At 45.7% G+C, this 23,125-nt stretch carries 13 protein-coding genes; 12 read left to right on the top strand and 1 reads right to left on the bottom strand.

The genetic code is table 11. From position 1 onward, the window contains the following. From ACT3ID_RS03205 to ACT3ID_RS03195, 3 genes are all read left to right on the top strand, one after another. Entirely contained in the window at window positions 1–2,412 is a 2,412-nt protein-coding gene (locus ACT3ID_RS03205; RefSeq protein ID WP_491540533.1) for an aspartate kinase, read from the top strand. Between the two features lie 92 nt (window positions 2,413–2,504). Then, window positions 2,505–7,064 (top strand): glutamate synthase large subunit, encoded by a 4,560-nt coding sequence (gene gltB / locus ACT3ID_RS03200; RefSeq protein WP_491540532.1) that lies wholly within the window; start codon window positions 2,505–2,507, stop codon window positions 7,062–7,064. Between the two features lie 52 nt (window positions 7,065–7,116). Continuing rightward, window positions 7,117–8,601, top strand: coding sequence for a glutamate synthase subunit beta (locus ACT3ID_RS03195; RefSeq protein WP_491540531.1), 1,485 nt, complete (start codon window positions 7,117–7,119; stop codon window positions 8,599–8,601). An 873-nt stretch (window positions 8,602–9,474) separates the two neighbouring features. Here ACT3ID_RS03195 and ACT3ID_RS03190 read toward each other — a convergent pair. Continuing rightward, window positions 9,475–11,871, bottom strand: a complete 2,397-nt coding sequence (locus tag ACT3ID_RS03190) for a S9 family peptidase (RefSeq protein ID WP_491540530.1) — start codon at window positions 11,869–11,871, stop codon at window positions 9,475–9,477. Window positions 11,872–12,641: 770 nt separating this feature from the next. Here ACT3ID_RS03190 and mraZ point away from each other — a divergent pair. The 9 genes from mraZ to murG all read left to right on the top strand — a co-directional run bounded on the left by mraZ (window position 12,642) and on the right by murG (window position 23,039). Beyond that, on the top strand, window positions 12,642–13,112 hold the full coding sequence (mraZ, locus tag ACT3ID_RS03185) for a division/cell wall cluster transcriptional repressor MraZ (RefSeq protein WP_491540529.1): 471 nt from the start codon (window positions 12,642–12,644) through the stop codon (window positions 13,110–13,112). Next, window positions 13,099–14,034 carry a 16S rRNA (cytosine(1402)-N(4))-methyltransferase RsmH gene (rsmH, locus tag ACT3ID_RS03180; RefSeq protein ID WP_491540528.1) on the top strand — a complete coding sequence of 312 codons (936 nt, stop codon included), beginning with the start codon at window positions 13,099–13,101 and terminating at the stop codon, window positions 14,032–14,034. Before mraZ ends, rsmH begins: the two co-directional genes overlap by 14 nt. A 1-nt stretch (window position 14,035) precedes the next feature. After that, window positions 14,036–14,473, top strand: a complete 438-nt coding sequence (locus ACT3ID_RS03175) for a hypothetical protein (protein WP_491540527.1) — start codon at window positions 14,036–14,038, stop codon at window positions 14,471–14,473. Next, window positions 14,473–16,638 carry a penicillin-binding transpeptidase domain-containing protein gene (locus ACT3ID_RS03170; RefSeq protein ID WP_491540526.1) on the top strand — a complete coding sequence of 722 codons (2,166 nt, stop codon included), beginning with the start codon at window positions 14,473–14,475 and terminating at the stop codon, window positions 16,636–16,638. The genes ACT3ID_RS03175 and ACT3ID_RS03170 overlap by 1 nt, the downstream gene beginning before the upstream one ends. Then, window positions 16,635–18,113, top strand: coding sequence for a UDP-N-acetylmuramoyl-L-alanyl-D-glutamate--2,6-diaminopimelate ligase (locus ACT3ID_RS03165; RefSeq protein ID WP_491540525.1), 1,479 nt, complete (start codon window positions 16,635–16,637; stop codon window positions 18,111–18,113). Before ACT3ID_RS03170 ends, ACT3ID_RS03165 begins: the two co-directional genes overlap by 4 nt. After that, window positions 18,113–19,249: a phospho-N-acetylmuramoyl-pentapeptide-transferase gene (gene mraY, locus ACT3ID_RS03160; protein ID WP_491540524.1), complete on the top strand. Its 1,137-nt coding sequence runs from the start codon at window positions 18,113–18,115 to the stop codon at window positions 19,247–19,249. The genes ACT3ID_RS03165 and mraY overlap by 1 nt, the downstream gene beginning before the upstream one ends. Beyond that, entirely contained in the window at window positions 19,246–20,610 is a 1,365-nt protein-coding gene (murD, locus tag ACT3ID_RS03155; RefSeq protein ID WP_491540523.1) for a UDP-N-acetylmuramoyl-L-alanine--D-glutamate ligase, read from the top strand. Before mraY ends, murD begins: the two co-directional genes overlap by 4 nt. Window positions 20,611–20,734: 124 nt before the next feature. Next, the gene (locus ACT3ID_RS03150; protein WP_491540522.1) at window positions 20,735–21,886 is read left to right on the top strand and encodes an FtsW/RodA/SpoVE family cell cycle protein; all 1,152 of its coding nucleotides are present in this window, start codon (window positions 20,735–20,737) and stop codon (window positions 21,884–21,886) included. Continuing rightward, window positions 21,879–23,039 (top strand): undecaprenyldiphospho-muramoylpentapeptide beta-N-acetylglucosaminyltransferase, encoded by a 1,161-nt coding sequence (murG, locus tag ACT3ID_RS03145; RefSeq protein WP_491540521.1) that lies wholly within the window; start codon window positions 21,879–21,881, stop codon window positions 23,037–23,039. Before ACT3ID_RS03150 ends, murG begins: the two co-directional genes overlap by 8 nt. Window positions 23,040–23,125 lie beyond the last annotated feature (86 nt).

Here is a 23,125-nt window from a genome sequence, read left to right as displayed (position 1 = left end):
ATGCTTTCACCCCAAAAACATATCATCAAATTTGGCGGATCTTCGCTAAAAACAGCTTCACTCATAAATCAATCTGCCGATATTGTCATTGAACGGATGCAGGAAGCCCATCCCTACGTTGTTGTTTCTGCTGTTGGCGGTGTTACGGATACCCTTATTCAGCTTGCTGACCAATATGCAGATGATCTGGAGACGGCACTTCAAAAAGTGGAAGAATTAGAAGGACTCCATCAACAGTTGTTCGATGATTTAATTTCTTCCGATCATCCACAGCGGGGAAATCTGCAAGACCTTTTCGGAGAGTTGAGAGCCACAGTCCAGGACCATTCGCTTCGAGAACGACAGCCAAGGGTTTGGAGAGATCGAATACTTTCCGTGGGGGAACGAGCCTCAGCTATAATTTTTGCGGCGGTACTTTCAAACAAAAACTTGCCTGCCGAACCTATTGAAGCTCATCATTTTATCAAAACTGATGCAACTTATGGACAGGCACAAGTAGACCAAAACCTGACTCTCAAACTAGTACGGAAATTCTTAGGTACTGTTGATACCGTACCTGTTATTACCGGCTTTATAGGTTCTGATTCTGCTGATCAAATTACCACGCTGGGACGCTCCGGCTCTGATTACTCCGCCAGTCTTATTGCCGGTGCCCTTGATGCTAACCATCTAGAAATATGGACCGATGTCAATGGCGTACTCACCGCCGATCCCAAGTGGGTGCCCACGGCCGAACCTATCGAACAGTTGAGCTTTGCCGACATCGCAGAACTCTCTGCTCATGGCGCCAAAGTCATCCATCCACAAACCATACAGCCTATTCGAGATAAAGAAACTTCAGTACTTGTGAAGAACAGTCATAACCCAAGCCATCCGGGTACTCTGATAACTTCGGAATACAATTCAAATGGTACATTGAAGACGATAACCCTGTCTGGTCCTTTTATAAAGCTTCAAATCGAGGAGAGCTATGCATTTGAACTTCTTTCAAAACTGAATGAATGGCAGGAAGAAAGTCATGTATCTGAAGCTGTAGGTTACAAACGACAGTCCGGATATGAACCTGCCCGTTTCCTGCTCCGTAAATCGTTCTTTGAACAAGTCTCTGATCGCCTGGCCAATTGGGCTGTGGATAAAAACATTGTGCTTGATCTCGAGGATGACCTGTATAAAGTGAAGAAGTTCAGCAATCACTTTGGTGATAATGACAGATTAAGCAAGCGAATTTGGAATCTTCTTAGCTCGAATCAACTGCAACCGATAAGTACAGAACGCAACAGCGATGAGCGCTTTATTTCATTTTTATTTAAAGAGGATGATGCCCAGCGGGCAGCGCGTCTGATGAATGACTACCTGCAGGATAGTCAAACGGTGATAGACCTTTTTGTTGCTGGTACAGGTGCAGTAGGCAAAACACTTCTGGAAAAGTTGAAAAATGTAGAACCTGAAGGTATTCGTTTCCGACTGCTGGGGGTATGCAACAGTCGTAATGCACTGTGGGACAATAAAGGCCTCAGCTTTAACTCCGGGCTTGACTGGTCACAATCCGAAGACACCGATTGGGACAAACTCACCACAAAATTAACTCAGCCGTTTCGACATAATCTCATCTTTGTCGACGCAACCGGCAGCGAAGAAGTAGCCCGGCTCTATCCCGAACTATTTTCCAGCGGCATTCATATCGTCACGCCAAGTAAATTGGCAAACACCTTTGAACAGTCATTTTTTGATGAAATTCGGTCATTAATCAAAGAGCATAATACTTCATTCCGCTACGAAACCACCGTAGGAGCAGGTCTTCCCGTCATTTCTACGCTTAACGACCTGCAAGCGGGAGGCGATAAAATTCGTGAAATTTCGGGGGTAGTTTCAGGCACGATGACCTATTTATTTAACCAGCTGGAACAAGGCGTACCGTTTAGTAAAGCTATTGTTGATGCACGCGAGAAGGGATACGCCGAGCCCGATCCGCGTGATGACCTTTCCGGTGAAGATGTAGCCCGTAAATTCCTGACGCTGGCCCGCACCCTGGGGCTTAACATTGAGCGTGATGAACTAGAGGTAGAATCACTGATTCCCGAAGAGTTAGCAGAAGCAGACCAGGATACTTTTCTGAAGGAATTGCCACAATTTGACAGTGAATGGGAACAACATATCCAAGAGGCTCTACAGAAAAACAAAACTCTACGTTATACGGGACAGCTTAAGAATGGAAAAATCAAAATTGGCACTCAGTCTGTCCCTAAAGATTCACCTCTGGGGCAACTAAAGGGAACAGATAATCTAATTCAGATTTTTTCAGAACTGTATAATCAAACTCCATTGATTATACAGGGAGCTGGGGCAGGCAAAAAAGTAACTGCCGCCGGTGTGTTAACCGACATTCTTAAAACAGCCAAGTCGCTATCCTAACTGATACTTGAGCTTCCCTACTTACATGAACGTATAATTTTAACCTGATCATCCTGCGTATTATTAGCTTATAAACTTAAATCATACATATCATGGATTCCGACCAAGGGTTGTACCAATCCAAACACGAACATGATGCATGCGGAATAGGATTTATCGTAAACATCAAGGGCAAACAGTCTCATAAGATTGTTGAGGATGCCCTAACTGTACTACACAACCTGGACCATCGGGGTGCCACAGGTGCAGAGGCCAACACTGGCGACGGAGCCGGCATCCTGATGCAGATCCCCCACAAGTTTTTGGATCATTCATGCCAGGGATTGGGAATTAATCTGCCACGGCCGGGACAATATGCAGTAGGAATGTTTTTCCTGCCACCGGATCGTGAAAACCGGCTACCCTGCGAAGAAGTCGTTGAAGATATCGTTGAGGAAGAAGGACAAGAGGTACTCGGATGGCGAAAAGTCCCAACCAATAATTATTATCTCGGCCAATCTGCTATCGACGCAGAGCCGGCCGTCCGGCAACTGTTTATCGGAAGAAGTTCAGATCTCCAAACGGATCTCGATTTTGAAAGAAAGCTCTACCTGATACGCCGCCGAGCTTCCAAAGCCATAGCTAACAGTGAGCTGACGGGTAAAGATTACTATTATATCCCCAGCCTTTCGTCGCGGACCATCATTTACAAAGGTATGCTCACTTCCACGCAGCTTAAGGATTTTTATCCCGACCTTTCGGATCCCCGGATGGAGTCAGCCCTGGCCCTGGTACACTCGCGATTCAGTACGAACACCTTTCCAAGCTGGGAGCTCGCTCATCCCTACCGCTACCTGATTCACAACGGAGAAATTAATACTCTGCGCGGTAATCAGAATGCCATGCATGCCCGCGAAGCACAGTTAGGTTCTCACCTTTTTGGAGATGACCTGGAAGAGATAACGCCGATTATCCAGGAATACGGAAGCGATTCTGCCAAATTCGACAACTGTCTTGAATTCCTGCTGCTAAGTGGACGGTCACTGCCTCACGCTATGATGATGATGATTCCGGAGCCCTGGGAAAAGCATGAAAACATGGACGATGAGATGAAAGCTTTTTACGAATATCACAGCTGCCTCATGGAACCGTGGGACGGACCGGCATCTATTGCTTTTACCGATGGAAAAATTGTCGGAGCTACACTTGATCGTAACGGGCTTCGTCCCTCGCGCTATTATGTGACCAATGATGACAACGTTGTGCTCTCGTCTGAGGTTGGAGTTTTGGATATCCCACCAGAAGATATCGTGTATAAGGATCGACTGCAGCCAGGTCGTATGCTGTTGATTGATACTGAAGAGGGACGCATCAAAAGTGATGAAGAGATTAAGCATGAGATTGCCCGCGAACATCCCTATCGCGAGTGGCTGGATGAGAATCTCATCGATTTTAAAAATTTGGCTCATGACTTCGAAGATGAACTTGATCTCGATCACGAGGATATCATACACCGCCAAAAAGCTTTTGGGTATACGTATGAGGATCTGAATGTGAACGTCGGCCCCATGGCGGAAGACATGCTGCAACCGGTGGGTGCAATGGGAAATGATGCCCCTATTGCCGTACTCTCCAATGAACCTCAACTGCTCTACAACTACTTCAAACAGCTTTTTGCACAGGTGACAAATCCACCGATCGATCCCATTCGCGAAGAGCTTATTACCTCCACTGAAGTCACGCTGGGTTCCGAGGGGAATATTCTGGACCCCGGGCCGGAATCGTGCCGACAGATCAGATTGGAAGATCCCATTCTGAAAAATGATGAGCTGGAAAAGCTCAAAAACATCGACGAGCCCGGCTTCAAAAGCAAAACACTGCCTATTCTTTTTGATGTGGATAAAGGAGGCGATGGTCTCGAACAGGCGTTGGATAATCTGTTTGAAGCTGCTGATCAAGCCATTGCCAAAGGTGCCAACATACTGATTCTCTCCGATCGCAATTTCAACAAGCAAAAAGCCCCTATACCCGCATTACTCGCGGTTGCAGGTCTGCACCATCACCTGATTCGATCCGGCACGCGCACGCAAGTCGGCCTGGTGCTTGAATCCGGGGAACCGCGCGAAACCCACCATTTTTGTACACTTATAGGATATGGTGTGGAAGCTATTAACCCGTATATGGCATATGAAAGCCTGCATGATCTTATCGAACAAGGTCACCTTGATCTCTCCTTTCAACGGGCTCAACATGGGTATAACAAAGCCGTAGTTAAAGGCATCGTAAAAGTAATGTCCAAAATGGGGATCTCCACGATTAAGTCGTACCGCGGCGCCCAGATTTTCGAAGCGCTCGGAATCGATAAAGAAGTGATTGATAAATACTTCACCTGGACCGACTCTCGCATCGGCGGTATTGGGCTTGATACCATTGCCAAGGAGGCAAAACTGCGTCATCAGCGTGCCTATCCCAATTATGAAACAAATGGACAGGTGTTGGATGAAGGCGGGCAATACAAATGGCGAAACGGCAGCGAGTATCACGCTTATAATCCCAAGACGGTACATACGCTGCAGCTCGCCACAAAAAATGGTGACTACGAGCTCTACAAGGAATACACCAAACTGATTGACGAGCAGGATGATCCTCCGCCGAACCTCCGGTCTCTCTTGGATTTCAATGTTGATGAGTCGGAATCGATTCCTATTGAGGAAGTGGAATCGGTGGAAGAAATATGCAAACGTTTTAAAACGGGAGCAATGTCATATGGTTCAATCAGTGAAGAAACACACGAAACGCTGGCTATTGCAATGAACCGCATCGGCGGCAAGAGTAATACCGGCGAAGGTGGTGAAGATCCCTCTCGATATACACCGGAACCCAACGGCGATTCGAAACGCAGTGCGGTCAAACAGGTAGCGTCGGGACGTTTCGGGGTAACCAGTGAATATCTCACAGAGAGTGAGGAGATCCAAATTAAAATGGCACAGGGAGCCAAACCCGGCGAAGGTGGCGAGCTTCCCGGCCGGAAAGTTTATCCCTGGATAGCCGAGGTTCGCCTGTCCACACCGGGTGTAGGATTAATATCACCGCCGCCGCACCACGACATCTATTCCATAGAAGATCTGGCCCAGCTGATTCACGATCTCAAAAATGCCAATAAAGATGCAGCTATCAATGTTAAACTGGTATCGGCTGTTGGAGTGGGTACAATTGCTGCCGGCGTCTCCAAAGGACGAGCTGATGTCATCCTGATCAGCGGTCACGACGGCGGAACAGGAGCCTCTCCACAAACAAGTATCAAACATGCCGGCCTGCCGTGGGAGCTCGGCGTATCCGAAACGCATCAAACGTTGGTGATGAACAATTTGCGAAGCCGCGTGGCTCTTGAAACGGACGGCCAGATTAAAACAGGACGCGATATTGCCGTTGCCGCTTTGCTCGGCGGCGAAGAGTTCGGCTTCGGCACCAGTGCCCTGATTACGCTCGGTTGTATCATGATGCGTGTATGCCACCTCAATACGTGTCCTGTAGGAATCGCTACACAAGACCCCGAGCTGCGCGAAAAGTTTACCGGTGATCCACAGTATGTGGTGAATTTCATGAAGTTTGTGGCTCAGGACCTGCGGGAGCACATGGCAAAACTTGGCTTCCGAAATATTGATGAAATGGTCGGTCGCGTTGACAAGCTCAAACAAAAAGAAACCGATCACTGGAAGGGTAAATATCTGGATCTGTCGCCGATTCTGCATCGGCCTGATGCTGCTGACAGGGTCGGGACCCACAAAATAATAAGCCAAAATCATGGGCTTGACAATGCCCTTGACATCCAAACACTAATGGATATTTGTGCCCCGGCACTTTCGGAGGGGAAAAGTGTTAAGGCAACTCTCCCAATCAAAAATACCAACCGGGTGGTTGGAACTATTGTCGGGAGCGAAATTACTCGACGTCACGGTTCCGATGGGTTGCCGGAAGATACAATCCATCTGAAATTCAAGGGATCAGCAGGACAAAGTTTTGGTGCTTTTATCCCCAAGGGAATGACCCTGGAACTTGAAGGAGATGCCAATGATTACTTTGGCAAAGGACTCTCGGGCGGCAAGCTGATTCTTTATCCCCCGGAAGATGCACGATTTGACCCGGCTAAAAACATTATAGTCGGTAACGTCTCTTTTTATGGAGCTACTAATGGAGAAGCTTACATTCGTGGCAAAGCCGGTGAACGGTTTTGTGTTCGTAACAGCGGGCTTCATACCGTGGTGGAATCAGTCGGCGATCATGCCTGCGAATATATGACTGGTGGTCGCGTAGTAGTACTCGGAGATACAGGTCGTAATTTTGCAGCAGGTATGTCAGGCGGTATTGCCTATGTCCTCGATTTGGACCAACAGTTTCACAAGCGCTGCAATACTGAGATGGTAGAACTTACCAAACTCCGTGATAATGATGAGATTGAAGAAGTACAGGAGATGATTCGTAATCACGCGGAATATACCGACAGCCACCGCAGCTGGAAAGTACTGGCCAAGTGGCAGGAAATGATTCCTAGTTTCGTAAAGGTTCTTCCCAAAGATTATAAACAGATGCAGCGATCTATCAAGCAGGCTAAAGAAAACGGCCTTGAAGAAAAAGAAGCTGAAATGGAAGCATTCCTCCAAAACAAACAGTAGCGCAATACCAGTTCGCAAAACTTTAACATCAGAATTAATCAGCTGAAATATTATGGGTAAACCAACCGGATTCATGGAATTCGAGCGTATAGAGACACCAAGCAGAGATCCTAAGGAAAGGATCAAAGACTGGGAAGAATACCATGAACATCATTCCGAAGAAAAACTAAAGGAACAGGGTGCACGATGTATGGACTGCGGTATCCCTTTTTGCCAGACAGGTGAAGAAAAAAATGGAAAAACGATGGGATGCCCGATTCACAATCTTATTCCTGAGTGGAACCATCTGGTGTACAAGGGAAAATGGAAAGAAGCTCTGCACCGGCTTCACAAAACCAATAACTTCCCGGAGTTTACGGGCCGCGCCTGCCCTGCTCCCTGTGAAAGCTCTTGTGTGCTCGGGATTATCGATCCGCCGGTAGCCATCAAGAGTATTGAACAGGCAATTATCGACAAAGGCTTTGAGGAGGGATGGGTTACACCAAATCCCCCGGAAAATCGAACCGACAAAAAAGTGGCTATTGTCGGATCTGGTCCTGCAGGACTTGCCGCCGCTGATCAACTCAATAAAGCAGGGCATAATGTGACAGTTTACGAGCGCCATGATAAAATTGGCGGCTTGTTGATGTATGGCATTCCGAATCAAAAAATGGATAAATCGGTCGTCAAACGTCGCGTGGATTTAATGGCTGATGAGGGCATCAACTTTATTACCAATACTGAAATCGGAGAGGATATTCATGCCTCTAAACTAAGCAACGATTATGACGCTGTTATTCTTGCCTGTGGTGCTACCAATCCACGCAATCTGGAAATCGAGGGGCGGGATCTCGACGGTATTCATTTTGCGATGGAGTTTCTGCACGCCAATGTAGAAAGTCTGTTGGATTCCAATCACAAAGACGGAGAATATATATCTGCAAAAGATAAAGAAGTCATTGTTATCGGCGGCGGCGATACAGGCACCGATTGCGTTAGTACTTCTATGCGGCATAACTGTAAAAGTCTGACACAGTTTGAGATTTTACCCAAACCTCCCGAAAGTCGCTCGCAGGATAATCCATGGCCCGAATGGCCCAATGTTTATAAAGTAGATTACGGACAGGAAGAAGCCCAGGCTCACTTTGGAGACGATCCGCGTGAATTCCAGGTGATGACTAAGAAATTCGTAGGTGATGGCAACGGTAATGTAAAAGAGCTGCATACCGTAGAAATAGAATGGATAACCAATGAAGAGGGTCAAAAAGAACCCAAAGAAATTTCCGGTACAGAAAAAGCCTGGAAGGCCGACCTGGTTTTGTTAGCAATGGGATTCTTAGGTCCTGAAAGCCCGGTACTGGATCAACTGAAAATAGAACGCGATGAACGCTCTAATGCCAAAACAGAACACGGCGACTATCATACAAATGTGGATGGCGTTTTTGCTGCCGGAGACATGCGTCGCGGACAAAGCCTGATTGTATGGGCTATCAATGAAGGCCGCGGTGCGGCCCGAGAATGTGATCGCTATTTAATGGGTGCTACGGAGTTGCCATAGCATCCTTAGTAGATTTTGACATTAGATCTGACTTATTGCCTGATTGTTAGATATTACAAAACCGCTAACCGGAAGCTAGTCAAGCACTTATGAACGGAGCCAAACCAATAAAATGCTTCAGCTGGTATGCTGATCAAGCTTACTTCCTGACCAGAGAAATTACGCATGGCCAATTTTAAAATTACCGCTTTTAGAAATTTATAATGCCTGTTTTATAAAGGCTTCTTATATATCTATAAGAGTTTTTAACCTAGGTTAGATTGCTCTCACTTATATGTTTTTTAGTCAGTGAATCATTATGATAATGACGGAAACCAAAATGTCCTTAATCAGAAAGCTAAATTAATTTAAAAAAGAAAACTAAGAGAGAGGACTGAGAGAGAAAAACAAGAGAAAAGAACGAGAGAGATAAGAAAACACACACTGCTTGTCGAGAGCTCAAGCAAAACAATTAATGGGGAGAGCCAAAACATCTACAGGTGCTGTTTACTGCACAAAAGAGTGGCCATTGGGTAGTCACTCGAAAAATAAAGGCCGGTCGCCTAGACCGGCCTTTATTATTTTTACGGATTTTTATAATTAGCATGCTGATACTACTTCCCATCCATTTCTCGTTCAGTTGCTCTGCGGCTGAACAACTAAAAGACGCTCCGCATCTGTTACACGAATCGAAACAACGCATTTCTCAGACTTATCCCCCGCTGGCGTGTAAATAAACAGTTTAAACGCAGAGCGCTTCTCTCCGGTCCCGACGCAGAGCCCAACTACGCTAAAGCTACGAAGGGCAGGCATCGGGACGAGATAATAATGTTATTTCACCTCGGGAGCAGAGCTCCCTCGCAACTACACACACAGGAATGGGTAAGAATCCTGTCATCGGATATTGTCCCCGAACAAAAATTCTGAAGGTGGTTCTTCTCCCTTCAGATACTTCACGAAATAATCCCATCGACGATTCATAAAGTAGCGCGAATTTCCGAATCCATGCCCTGCATTCGGGAATACCACCATATCAAAATCTTTGTCCGCTTTGATCAAAGCATCAACAACCAGCAGCGTATTTGTAGGCGGCACATTGCTGTCCATCATACCGTGAGCAATAAGCAACTTGCCTTCCAAATTTTCAGCTAACAATTGATTAGCCTGCTTGTCGTAATTATCGCCTTGTTCATATAGGCCTAGCTCGTCTTCATCTACATTTTCCTTCTTTTTAAGAAGTCCATGCCATTTTTCACCCCAGTCATCTTCATAATTACGATTATCATGATTTCCGGCACCAGACACTGCTACTTTGTAAAAATCAGGATATTCCAAAATTGCACGTGTTGAGGCAAATCCACCACCGGAATGTCCCCAAATACCTACTCGATCGAGATCCATCCACGAATGGCGTTCTCCCAACTCCTTAATCATAGCTATTTGATCGGGGATTCCATTGTCGCCCATGTCACCGTAATAGGCATCATGAAATGACTTAGACCGTCCCGGCGTACCCATGGCATCTACTTCAACAACAATAAATCCGAGCTCGGCAAGCGCTTGCTTATCAGAACGCGAAGGTCTGAATGAACGAGAGCCCACACTGCCCGACTGCGGACCGGGATACAGATAGTTCAATACGGGATAGGATTTAGTAGAATCGAAATTTGTTGGTTTATACATCAGTCCATACAGATCGGTTTCACCATCACGTGCCTTTACGCTGAACTGCTCAGGAGCCACCCAACCTTCTTCTTTTAATTGGCTGATGTCCGCCTTTTCCAATTCCATAACAACTTCACCATTGAGATCCCGAATTACCGAAACCGACGGGGTATCGGGTGTGGAATATGTATCCGTAAAATATTCTTTTGAATCTGACCATGTTATCTGGTGATGCTGCTGCTCCGGAGTCAGATTTGTCAGTCCGGACCCGTCCATGTTTATCTTATAAAGATAGTGGTAATAGGGATTTCCCTCTTCGCGATTTGATCCGGTAAAATAAAGTGTGCGATTTTCCTCATCTACAAACTGCAGATCCAGTACGCGCCAGTCCCCTTCTGTAATCTGATGTTTCAGCTCTCCGCTTTCCAGATCATATAAATAAAGATGCCCCCAGTTGTCACGCTCCGAAAACCAGATTACATCATTTGATTCTTCAAGCACACGCCAGCTCTCTTCGCTGTAACCCGATTCAAAATAAGTATCAACCTCTTCGCGCAGCACATCGCGTACTTCACCAGAATTCGGATCGGCTATACGTAACTGTGCCACCTGGTGGTTACGGGATGAAGAGACAAAAGCCAGCTGCGATCCGTCGTCGCTCCACTCGGCATCCAGAAATGTACCGTCCCAGTCAGCTATATGATCAGAAATCGTTGAGCGGTGGAAATCGGGCTCCATATCCAAACGGACTACTTCCGGATTTTCTTCATCAGCGTGAATTACCACGCGTTCAATTTTAAAGACTGTGCTGTCTCCCGGCAGCGGATATTTCCATTTTTCTAAATCAGAATGCCCCACTTTGGTATTGTATAGATACATCTCTCCGACTCCGCGGCTGTCGTGCTGAAAGGTGGCGATTTTCTCGGAGTTTGGCCCCCACAGTAATACCGGCCGATCGCTTTTAATCCATCCCGCGTTATTTGTTGCATAACCATAATGTTCTTCACCGTCAGTAGTGAGCTGCGTGTGCTCGTCGGTTTCGGTGTTGCGCATCCACAGGTTATGATCTTTAATATAAACCGCTTTTTTACCATCCGGCGATAATATCTCCTGGGGTTCCTTGATCGGAGGTAATTTTTCAGTTTCATAGTTTGTTAAATCTGTCTGATAGCGAATCCCCCTCACTTGATAGGTAAGTGTATCTCCATCATCAGAAAGTTTAATAGAGCTCAGAGACAGATTATTTGGATCCTGCTCTCGCTCTGTCAACTCATTTAGACTTTCCGCCAATTGCTGGTGATCAAAAGCTTCACGTTTTTTCCCCGTAACAGGATCGGCAAGAATATATTCTCTGCCATCCGCAGTACGAGTATTATAGATTAAAACACCGTCGCCTGTCCACGTTTCTCCGGATACCTCCCCCAGCACCTTATCACTGGTATTTTGCCAGAGAAACTGCTCGGCGCGTTTGTAATCCTCGAGCGTAACGGATTCTGAAGTTGTTCCTTCTGATTCATCGGCAGTTATCTCCGAATTATCCATCGCCGCCTGCTGTGAAGAGCAGCCTGCCAGCATAAACATTGTTAGTAGTAAAACTGATAAAAATAAGTTAGTAGTCCTTTTCATAATTCCAGCCATTAATTTTTAAATAACTCATAATGATACAAATCCTGCCGTTCAATTGGCAAAAGTTACTGCTTGCAAGAATAGCTTAAAAAATATAAGGAGGCAACGGTAGTATTGAGTAGTGAGATTTTTTGGCAACTTTCTCACTAATCTCGTTCCGTACCTCCGGTGCGGAACGTATCAACTTTATAAGTTTGGAGGGAGCTCTGCTCCCGCCCAGGGTTTATATAAATCTATCATAGTTCGAGCGTCCGTTCGGACTATGGATTTCATTTTCTTTACTTTTGGTCCCGATAGATCGCACATCAGAGGAATGCAACCAAGTTGGTGGGTATTTATCTAATTTGCCAGTCTGCCCTTGGATTTTGTTGTCGGAGCAGCGCTCCGACTTACTCACGATCTATCTGTTTCGATATTCTACATGGAAAACAGATATACAATGAGTTTCAGAAAGTTATTCTCCAAACTAATATTTGAGCAACTGCATAAGCGCTTCTACCACATCTTACCACATTCCCCACAACCTACCACTTCTTTTCCCATATCCTTTGCAAATAAAGAAAAACCGTTCAAAAACCCGCCTCTGTGTGCAGAAGTAGACATTTACATCGCTTTATTAAATAGATCAAAACTTTATTACAAGATTATCATAATCTTTTCTTGACATATTCCTCCCTTTCGGGGTACATTGTGGGGTGAAGTGGGAGAATGTGGGAGTTCATGTCCACTTGGTCGAATTCGATATAATGCTGTAATTCTGGGGACTTTATATGCCTAGCTTTAAGGGTCAATATAAACATAGTGTTGATAAAAAAGGACGCGTTAGCTTCCCGGCTAAACTGCGTAAGTCCCTGAATCCCCAGGCGCAAGAACGTTTCACTATCTTGCGAGGTCTTGAACCCTGCCTTTATCTCTACCCAGAAGATGAGTGGCAGAAAGTAGAGAATAAGCTTTCCCAGATCAACAGCTTTACAAAAGAAGGTCGCACGGTCAAGCGCAATTTCCTGCGTTTTGCCGAAGACCTGACACTGGATAACCAGAATCGCATTCCTCTCCCTTCACAACTGGCAGAATGGGCCGGCATAGACGGTAAAGCCATTTTTATTGGCAGCGGCGAACGAATTGAGATATGGGCGCCGCAGAAACTCGATGAAGTTGATGCCGACCTTGATTTCGAATCGTATCAAGAACTCTTTGAGCGCGTGATGGGTGGCGATGACCATAATAATGAACAACAATGATACATATCATGAGCATCAGCCGGTATTGCTGGAAGAATCCGTAGACTATTTAGTTACGGATCCAAGCGGTATCTACGTCGATGCTACGCTTGGCGGTGGAGGACACAGCCAGGCATTGTTATCCCACTTAAATGACGACGCTCAACTTATTGGAATCGATCAAGACGACGAAGCGCTTGCTGCCGCGAGTTCTCGCATTGGCAGCGATAAGCGTTTTTCTACGATCAAAGGCAATTTCGGTTACCTCTCCAGGCTATTACCCCCAGAACTCCATGGGGAGGTAGCCGGAATCCTTCTTGATCTCGGACTCTCCACACATCAAATAAAAGAGGCAGAACGCGGATTTACCTACCAAAAAGAAGGTCCGCTGGACATGCGAATGAGCAATCTTCGCGGTATCACAGCATATCAGGTTGTTAACGAATATTCGTATGAAGACCTGCGCGATGTAATCTATCATTACGGTGAAGAACGATTGAGCCGTGAAATTGCCCGCGAAATTATTAATCGTCGCCCCTTAGAAACAACTACGGAATTGCGTGAAGCTGTAGAAGCTGTTGTTCACGGGCAACACCAAATCAAAAGCGTAGCCCGGGTTTTTCAGGGGATACGAATCGAGGTAAATCGCGAGCTGGATATGCTGCGTAACGTTCTGGATCAGTCTCTGGAGCTGATACCTGTCGGCGGACGTATTGTTGCTATTAGCTATCATTCGCTGGAAGATCGCATTGTAAAAAAATTCTTTAAAGCCGGGAACCACCAAGGAGAAATTGAAAAAGATTTTTATGGAAACCCCCTGACTCCTATTGAAGAAATTTCTGGCGGCATCATACGACCTTCGGAAGAAGAAGTAGAAAAAAATCCCGCGGCACGAAGTGCAAAAATGCGCGTTGCGGAAAAGATAAAACAGCCGGAGGTGTAGTATGCTGATAAAATCTCCGATGAAAAAAGATAAAGTCAAAAAGAACAAGCGCACCCCCTCTAATGGGAAACAGCAGAAAACACGCCGAGAAACAAGTTTCCGCTCTAACGGGGGGAATTATGGCAAACGTATAAAATCCAAAGAAAGTAAGAACGGCAAGTTTTCACTTCCGAAGGTAAAGCCGTGGAAAATTATCGTTGGTACTATTGCTATGGGACTACTCGGCATATTATATCTGAATCACGTATTTGCTACTCAAGAGCTTCTTCAAGAAGTAAATCAGCTTGAACGGGAATATAACCAGGTAAAACGGATGCACGATGATTACCGGTTAAGATATGACCGTATGACAGGTCCTTCTGAGATCTATGAAAAAGCCAAAAACAGAGGGTTTATCAACGGCGGGCCCGCCGAAAAGGTGATTGAGGTGCAAAAATAATGCAAAAAAACAGGTCTTCTATACTAAATCGGATGTTTGTGGTTTTTGGGCTGGTACTTCTGGTGCCATGTGCCATTGGTATGCAGCTATTCCGCATCAATTTTGTAGAAGGCGATGAACTGCGCGAACTCTGGAATGAGCAAGCTATTGATTATATCTCAATACCTGCACAACGCGGCAATATTTACGATGAGAACCGGAGTTTACTCGCTACCAATTCGGTAGCTTACAAAGTGGCTGTGGATCCCAAACTAAACGGTATCACCCGTTCACAAATTCGGCAACTTTGCGATTCCCTGGCTAAATATACTCCACAATCGGCTGGGCAGTTTCTGCAAAAAATTGACTCTGCTCCTGCTAGCTCGCGTTATGTCGTACTAAGCAAGAATATCGATGCCGAAGCATACGAAGCCCTCCGGCAACTCGATAACCGCGCCGTTATTCTCGAAGAAGAGTATAAACGACGCTATAATTTTGGTTCTCTTGCGGCTCATTCTATTGGATTTGTAAATCACAATATGGATGGAGTGACAGGACTTGAAAAAGAATATGATGACGCACTAAGCGGTAAAGACGGAGTGCAGCAAGTACGTCGGGATCGAAATGGAAACATTTCTGCTTATATAGGAGCACCTCGTAAACAGCCGCAGCAGGGATATTCGCTTTATACTACCATTGATTCTCACATCCAGGCAATTCTGGAAGAAGAACTTAAAGCCGGGATTGACAGAACGAGTTCGTCCTACGGTTCGGCTATTGTCATGAATCCCAAAACAGGAGCCATCAAAGCGATGGCTAACTATCCCACATTCAATCCCAACAACCCTTCCTCTCTCAACAATACGAATCGCAGGAATTTTGCGATCTCGGATATGATCGAACCCGGCTCTACTTTTAAACTCGTTACAGCCATCGCTGCTGTAGAACAGCAGAAAGTACAATTCGATGAGACCTTTGAAACTCCTGAAGATGGAGAAGTGCTTATTCACGGCCAGTGGATGCGCGATCACGAACCGCTGGGAACCCTTACATTTCCCGAAGTAATCTCCAAATCATCAAACGTAGCTACGGCCCAAATAGCTATGCGACTCTCCCGGGATTCATATTACCAGTATGCGCGCAACCTGGGATTCGGCACATCCACAAATATTGACCTGCCCAATGAAGAATCAGGACGGCTGCCGAAACCTTTTGAATGGAGCCAGGTTACATTACCGTGGATGTCTATCGGTTATGAAGTGCAGGTAACCCCCATTCAGTTGGCCCAGGCGTACGCAGCTTTTGCAAACGGCGGAACAATGAAGCGGCCCTACCTGGTAGAAAAAATGACAGACGGCAGTGACAATATTGTATGGCAACACCGTGATGTGACGGTACGACAAATTGCAAAGAAATCTACGATTGAAAAGCTCTATCCTGTATTTAAGGATGTTGTTTCCGATTCAGGTACCGCCGATTATGCCCAGGTCAAAGGACTTACTATCGGTGGTAAAACCGGCACCGCTCAAAAATATATCGGCGGCCGTTATCGCAATGAATATCGATCTTCTTTTGTGGGATATTTCCCATCCGAAGATCCGAAATATGTATGCCTGATAGTGCTTGATGACCCCGACATCTATCCCCCTTACGGTGGTATTACAGCCGGACCAATTTTCCGGGAGACGGCTAATCGGATCGCAGGACTTGATAACGAAATTGAAAAACAGATCCTGCAACAGGATTTAGACAGTAACACCTGGGCTTATGCCCCCGACCTAAAAGGATTGTCTAAAGATGAGGCAAAAGCAATTTTAGGAAACCAAAAACTGGCATATGACTTAAAAGGAAACGGTGACCAAGTTATTGCACAAACTCCACAGGCGGGATCTGTTCTATCTCCCGAGGATAAAATTATTCTTGAACTATCATCTTCAACTGCTGCTGTTGATACAGCAGAGTTAGCGGAGGAATATTCCATAATTCCCGATGTGGGCGGAATGAGCATGCGTAAGGCAACACAGCTCATCAATAGTCGCGGCTATAAAGCTGAAACCATTGGTTCTGGAACGGTTTACACACAGTTTCCCCGTCCCGGTGATAAGATGAAACAGGGCCGTACTGTTACTATCCGCGGAAAAGCCAAAGCACTGGAATCTTTAACAGCTAAAGGAGCAACAGAGTGACATTTGATCACCTCATATCGCTTTGTGACCCAATCAACGTCTCCGGTCCGGAGCCGAATGAGATTGGTACGCTCACGCAGGATTCCCGCCAAGTGCAGGATAATTCAGTATTTATTGCTATACGGGGTTTTCAGACAGATGGTCACGATTTTATTGAGGATGCTGTTGCCAATGGCGCATCAATTATCATTAGTGAAGATTCATATCCCATCAAAAATGTTTGCACCATTCGGGTTGATGATACCAGATCGCTGATTGGTCCGCTGGCACAAGCTTTTGAAGGTAATCCGGCTAAGAATTTAACAGTGATCGGAATTACCGGAACCAACGGTAAAACGACCGTTGCCACGCTGGTATATCAGACTTTGCAACAATTGGGAGCTAATCCGTCACAGCTTGGTACTACAGGCAAGCGGATCGGCAGCCAACAGGTACAAAGTTCTTTGACAACCTCCGACCCTATTGAGCTGGCCGCAGATATGGCCGAAATGGTCGATGCCGAATCCACACACGTAGTCATGGAGGTTTCATCACATGCACTCGACCAAAAACGAGTTAACGGGATTGATTTCGATGTAGCAGCATTTACCAATATTAGTCACGATCATCTGGATTATCACAAAACGCTGGAGGATTACGCAGCATCCAAGAAACGGCTTTTTGACGATCTCAACGCTGATGCAACCGCAATCATCAATGGCGATGATGACAAAGCCGCCTTTATGACCATGGACTGTCTGGCCCGTGTGGTAAACTTCAGCTTTAAGGAAGCGCTGCAAGTTGATTGCCAGGTGCTATCGAATACGATGGAAGGTTTGGTCGTCCGCATCGATCAAACGATGATCAAAAGTTCTCTGATCGGCACCTTCAACGCCTATAATCTTACTGAGGCATTTTTGATCTGTCGCGCACTGGGATATGAAGATAATGAGATAAAAGAGGCACTAGAGGCCGCGCCGGGTCCTGCGGGACGTCTTGAACGTGTTAGTATTGCCGGAGAAGATGACCATCCGCTTGTGCTGGTGGATTATGCACATACTCCCGATGCATTGGAAAATGTAGCTTCTACCCTGGCCGAAATCAAAAAAGAAAATCAACAACTACACATCATTTTTGGATGTGGCGGTAACCGGGATAAAACAAAGCGACCTAAAATGGGTCGGATTGCCGAGCAGTACGCCGACAAAGTGACCGTTACCTCCGATAACCCGCGGGATGAAGATCCCGATGCAATAATCGATGAAGTTATGAATGGCTTTGAGAATCCGAATGTCATTGATCGCATTACGGATCGCAAGCAAGCAATTGAAAACGCAATTAAAGACGGCGATGCCGATACAATGATCTTAATTGCCGGAAAAGGGCACGAAACCTATCAGGAAATTATGGGTGAGCGTCACGATTTTGATGACCGTCAGATAGCGAGAACTGCGCTACAGCACAGAAATGCCAATCCTAAAAACATGGAGGGCTGATGCTGTACGAACTCTTACACTGGCTTGAAGTTACTTATGAACCGCCTGGTTTTGGTGCATTTGAGTTTATTACCACTCGAGCAGCTATTGCGGCTGCCATGGCGTTGTTTATCAGCTTATTGATTGGTCGCCGCATCATCGAATGGCTCGAGAGAATGCAGCTTCGTGAAGTTATCCGTGAAGATATCGGTCTCGATACGCACCTGGGAAAAGCTCATACTCCCACCATGGGCGGTATCATTATTCTGCTGGCAATCCTCATTCCTGCCATCCTCTGGATGCCCATGGACAGTATCTATACATGGATGATCATTCTGGTAACGCTCATCCTGGGCGTTGTGGGATTTGTAGATGATTACATCAAAGTGGTAAAGAAGGATAAGACCGGATTAAGCGGCAGGTTAAAAGTTGCCGGACAGATTACAGTTGGGTTACTGCTCGGGCTTACGCTCTATTTCTGGCCTGAATTTCAGGAATTCAACACGCTTTCAACTGTTCCATTTTTGAAAAATGTAAACATCGATTACGCTTTTCTCGGTGAAGCTCTTGGCTGGGTGATATACATACCCATGGTGATTTTTGTGATAACAGCTGTAAGTAATGCCACTAATCTCACGGATGGGCTGGATGGGCTGGCTGCCGGTACATCAGCTATTGCAGGTTTAATACTCGGAATTTTTGCCTATGTGTCGGGACGAACTGACTTCTCGGAATTTCTCGATATCCTTTATCTGCCCGGTGCCGGTGAACTCACCATTTTCTGTACGTCCCTTGTTGGGGCCTGCATGGGATTCCTCTGGTATAACACGTATCCCGCATCAGTATTTATGGGAGATACAGGCTCACTTGCCCTGGGAGGATCATTCGGGGCCCTGGCACTCATGCTTCACAAAGAGCTACTGCTGCCAATAATCTGCGGCATCTTCTTTGTAGAAACTGTTTCTGTAATTATTCAAACAACCTATTTCAAATACACCAGGCGAAAGTATGGTGAAGGCAAACGCGTTTTTCTGATGACCCCGATACACCATCACTTTGAGAAAAAAGGTCTGCCGGAATCAAAGATTGTCGTACGATTCTGGATTATTGCTGTACTCCTCGGAATTCTAAGCCTATTAACCCTCAAGTTGCGATGAGAGAAGTAAAGAATCGACATATCGTTGTTGCCGGAGCCGCACGCAGCGGACTGGCCGTCGCTTCTCTGCTGAAGCGGAAGGGAGCTCGTGTATTTGTCACCGATCACAGCAAGATCGACAAATCGGTGAAAACGAAATTGAAAGAGCTTGATATACCCTTTGAAGAGAACGGTCACACGCAAAAAGCACGCGGCGGCGATTTTCTGGCTTTGAGTCCGGGAGTGCCAACAGAGGCTCCCCTGGTGCAGGAATATTTGGAAACCGGCAAAGAGGTATTTTCCGAAATAGAGATCGCCAGCTGGTTCAACAAAAGTGCCATAGTAGCCGTGACCGGCAGCAATGGCAAAACCACAGTAACAAACTGGCTCGATCATACATGGAAGCTGGCCGATCGCCAACATATTACCGGAGGCAATATCGGCTATGCATTTTCTGACAAAGTGGAGGAAACCAGCGAAGATGGAGAAGCACTACTAGAAGTGAGCAGTTTTCAGCTGGATCATATCGACACGTTTCACCCGCATATTGGACTACTACTAAATATTACAGCCGATCATCTGGATCGATATGAAAATGATTTTACAAAGTATGCGGCATCAAAATTTCGTATTACAGAGAACCAGACCTCCCGGGATTGGTTCATCTACAATTATGACGATCCGACCATTACCGGGCATGTGGAAACCCTTAAAAAAAAAGCGGATACACCGCAACTGCTGGCTTTTTCAAACCAGCAGGAACCGGAAAGTGCAGGAGCATTCGTCCGCAATCAGAACATCATTTTGAAGTTTAACCAAGAAGAAGAGGTATTAATGCCTGTGAGTGATGTAAATTTATCTGGAAAGCACAATTTGAATAACGGCTTGGCTACAGCACTGGCTGCACGAGCTTCTGAAATTAAAAACGACATCATTCGCGAAAGTCTGCGCACTTTTGAAGGCGTAGAGCATCGCCTGGAACAGGTTCGTACCGTTCAGGGCGTCAAATATGTAAATGACAGTAAAGCAACCAATATCAATGCCGTTTGGTACGCCCTTGACAGTTTTAACGTACCGATAACATTAATTCTGGGTGGGCGTGACAAAGGCAACGATTATACAGAGCTGGCTGACCAAATCTGCCAAAAAGTACATACCGTTATCGCCATTGGTGAAGCACGACCTATGATTGAGGAACAGCTGAAATCAATAGTACCAATGTTTAAAACAGCTGAAACTATGAATGAGGCCGTTCGGGAAGCAAAAAATGTAGCTAAACGCGGAGAAGTTGTGCTATTGAGTCCGGCCTGTGCTTCGTTCGACATGTATGATAATTATGAACACCGTGGAAATGAATTTAAAAAAGCAGTAAACAGACTTTAGTCTAAATAGCAAACAACAAATTACAAATAAATTCAAACCCAGCTATTTGAAATTTGAGTTTTGAATCTTTGAAATTTATCACGAAGTGATCTATACAACGCCAAATAAAAATATTTCTTCCATCATGGGCACCAGCCCTGATGATATTGATACGCCTAAACAGGGCAGTGATCGTGTGCTGTTGGTATCGGTCATTATACTGATGGTATTTGGAGTACTGGCTGTGTACTCGTCCATTGCCTATTTCGCTGAAAGCAGTCATACGACAGCCGGAAAACTGGTGATGGATCATGTAATGAAGTTGGGAATCGCCTTTTTAGCCATGCTTATTTTCTCCAAAATTAACTACCATCACCTGGCTCGATTCAGTCGGCTGGCAGTAGTTGGAAGCTGGCTGCTGCTCATTGCAGTCATGATATACGGCACAGAAGTGTTTGGTGCCAAACGCTCACTCAACATTGTTGGATTTTCATTTCAGCCGGCCTCCTTCGCATCACTGGCGCTGCTCATTCATATATCGGTCCTGCTCGATCAAAAACAAGAATATATAAAAGATTTCAAACGAGCTTTTCTGCCCATCATGTTCTGGGTAATTATCACCTGCGGACTAATTGGACTCGAAGATTTCAGCAGTGCTGCAGTATTACTGGTCCTCTCACTACTCGTCATGTTTATAGGACGCATTAGTACAATGCAGCTGGGTGCGCTTGTACTTATTGGGCTGATGGGAGCGACGGTTTTAATCTCTCAATCGCCCGAACGGCAAAGCCGCATTGAACAGTATGTAAATCAGGTTGTGGATATCAACAGTCAGGAATTCAATATCGGGGAAGGATACCAGGCACAACAGGCTCATATTGCCATTGCCCAGGGTGAAGTTTTAGGTGTGGGAATTGGCCAGAGTACACAGCGAGATTTTCTTCCCGCTCCCTACAACGATTTTATTTTCGCCATCATCGCCGAAGAATATGGATTAGTGGGTTCTGTGTCGCTGATATTACTTTTCACGGTAATTTTATTCCGCGGTATCGGAAAAATCGCTAAGAACGCTCCCGATACGCTCGGCATGCTTATAGCAGTGGCCTGCACCCTGACAATTGTACTATATGGATTTATCAATGCCGGTGTAGCCAGCGGGCTACTGCCCGTGACGGGACTGCCTATGCCCTTTGTAAGCTACGGTGGTACCAGCATCCTCTTCGCAGGGCTGATGATCGGTATCTTAATGAATATTTCGAAACAAAATCCCAACAAGCGCCCCGTGTTTTATGCATAGCGCTGCAAAGAACATATCATCGCAGGACACACAAACCTCTACTGCTATGGGCCGGAAAATAAAAGTGCTCATAGCAGCCGGAGGTACAGGTGGGCACGTATATCCTGCTATCGCTATTGCTGACGCACTGCGTAAGGCATCAGAGTATGTAGATATTCTGTTTGTAGGCACAAAAACCCACATGGAGTGGGAGGCTGTATCCAAAGCGGGCTATGATATTACCAGCATTTGGATCAGCGGCTTTCACCGGCGATTCACGCTTAAAAACCTGCTGTTTCCGGTTAAACTCGGCACAAGTTTGATACAGAGTTTTATGATCATCAACAAGTATAAACCAGATATTGCAATTTCTTGTGGTGGATATGTGGCGGGACCTGTAGGATGGATTGCAGCTAAAAAAGGCATTCCACTTGTCATCCAGGAGCAGAACAGCTATCCGGGTGTGACGAACCGAATTTTGGGACGTGACGCCGCGCTCATTTTCACCGCCTTTAAAGATGCCGAACAGTATTTCCCAAGCGATAAAACAAAAGTAGCCGGTAATCCAACGCGGAAATCGCTGACTGAAGTGGATGCCAACGAAGCTTATGAATCATTCGATTTTAATAGCAACAAACGGACACTCTTGGTTTTGGGCGGCAGCGGTGGTGCCAAAAAGATTAATGAAGCGATGTTGCAGAACATTAACAAGTTACACAACGAGCTGAACCTGCAAGTTATCTGGCAGTGTGGAAAACGCTATTACGATCAGCTGCGAAGTAAATTGAAACCTAATGATTTTGAAAATCTGCGACTCAAAGATTTTATCCATGATATGCCAAAAGCATACGCCGTGGCTGATTTGGTTATCAGTCGCGCCGGGGCCCTCTCCTGTGCGGAGCTGGCACTGACCGGTAAGCCAAGTATCCTGGTACCGTCGCCTAATGTAGCCGGTGATCACCAGACAAAAAATGCAAAATCGATGGTTGATAATGGTGCATCAAAAATGATCGAGGATAAGGATTTGAATCAAAGTTTAACTGAGGCTGTCAAATACGTAATCACTGACAAACAACAATTAACTAAAATGGGTAACGCGGCCAAACAGCTTGCACGGCCCGATGCCGCCGAAGAAATAGCAAATAAAGTTTTAGAACTAGCAAATACTACGTAATGAGTCATCTCGACCGTAAGGGTGAGATCTTTAGAAACAAAGATTTCTCGCTCCGCTCGAAATGACACGATGATGATTAATATTCA

It is taken from the genome of Fodinibius sp. GM108 (assembly GCF_058386985.1).
Note: the sequence above shows the minus strand (reverse complement) of the source record. Positions and strands in the feature narration are given on the sequence as shown.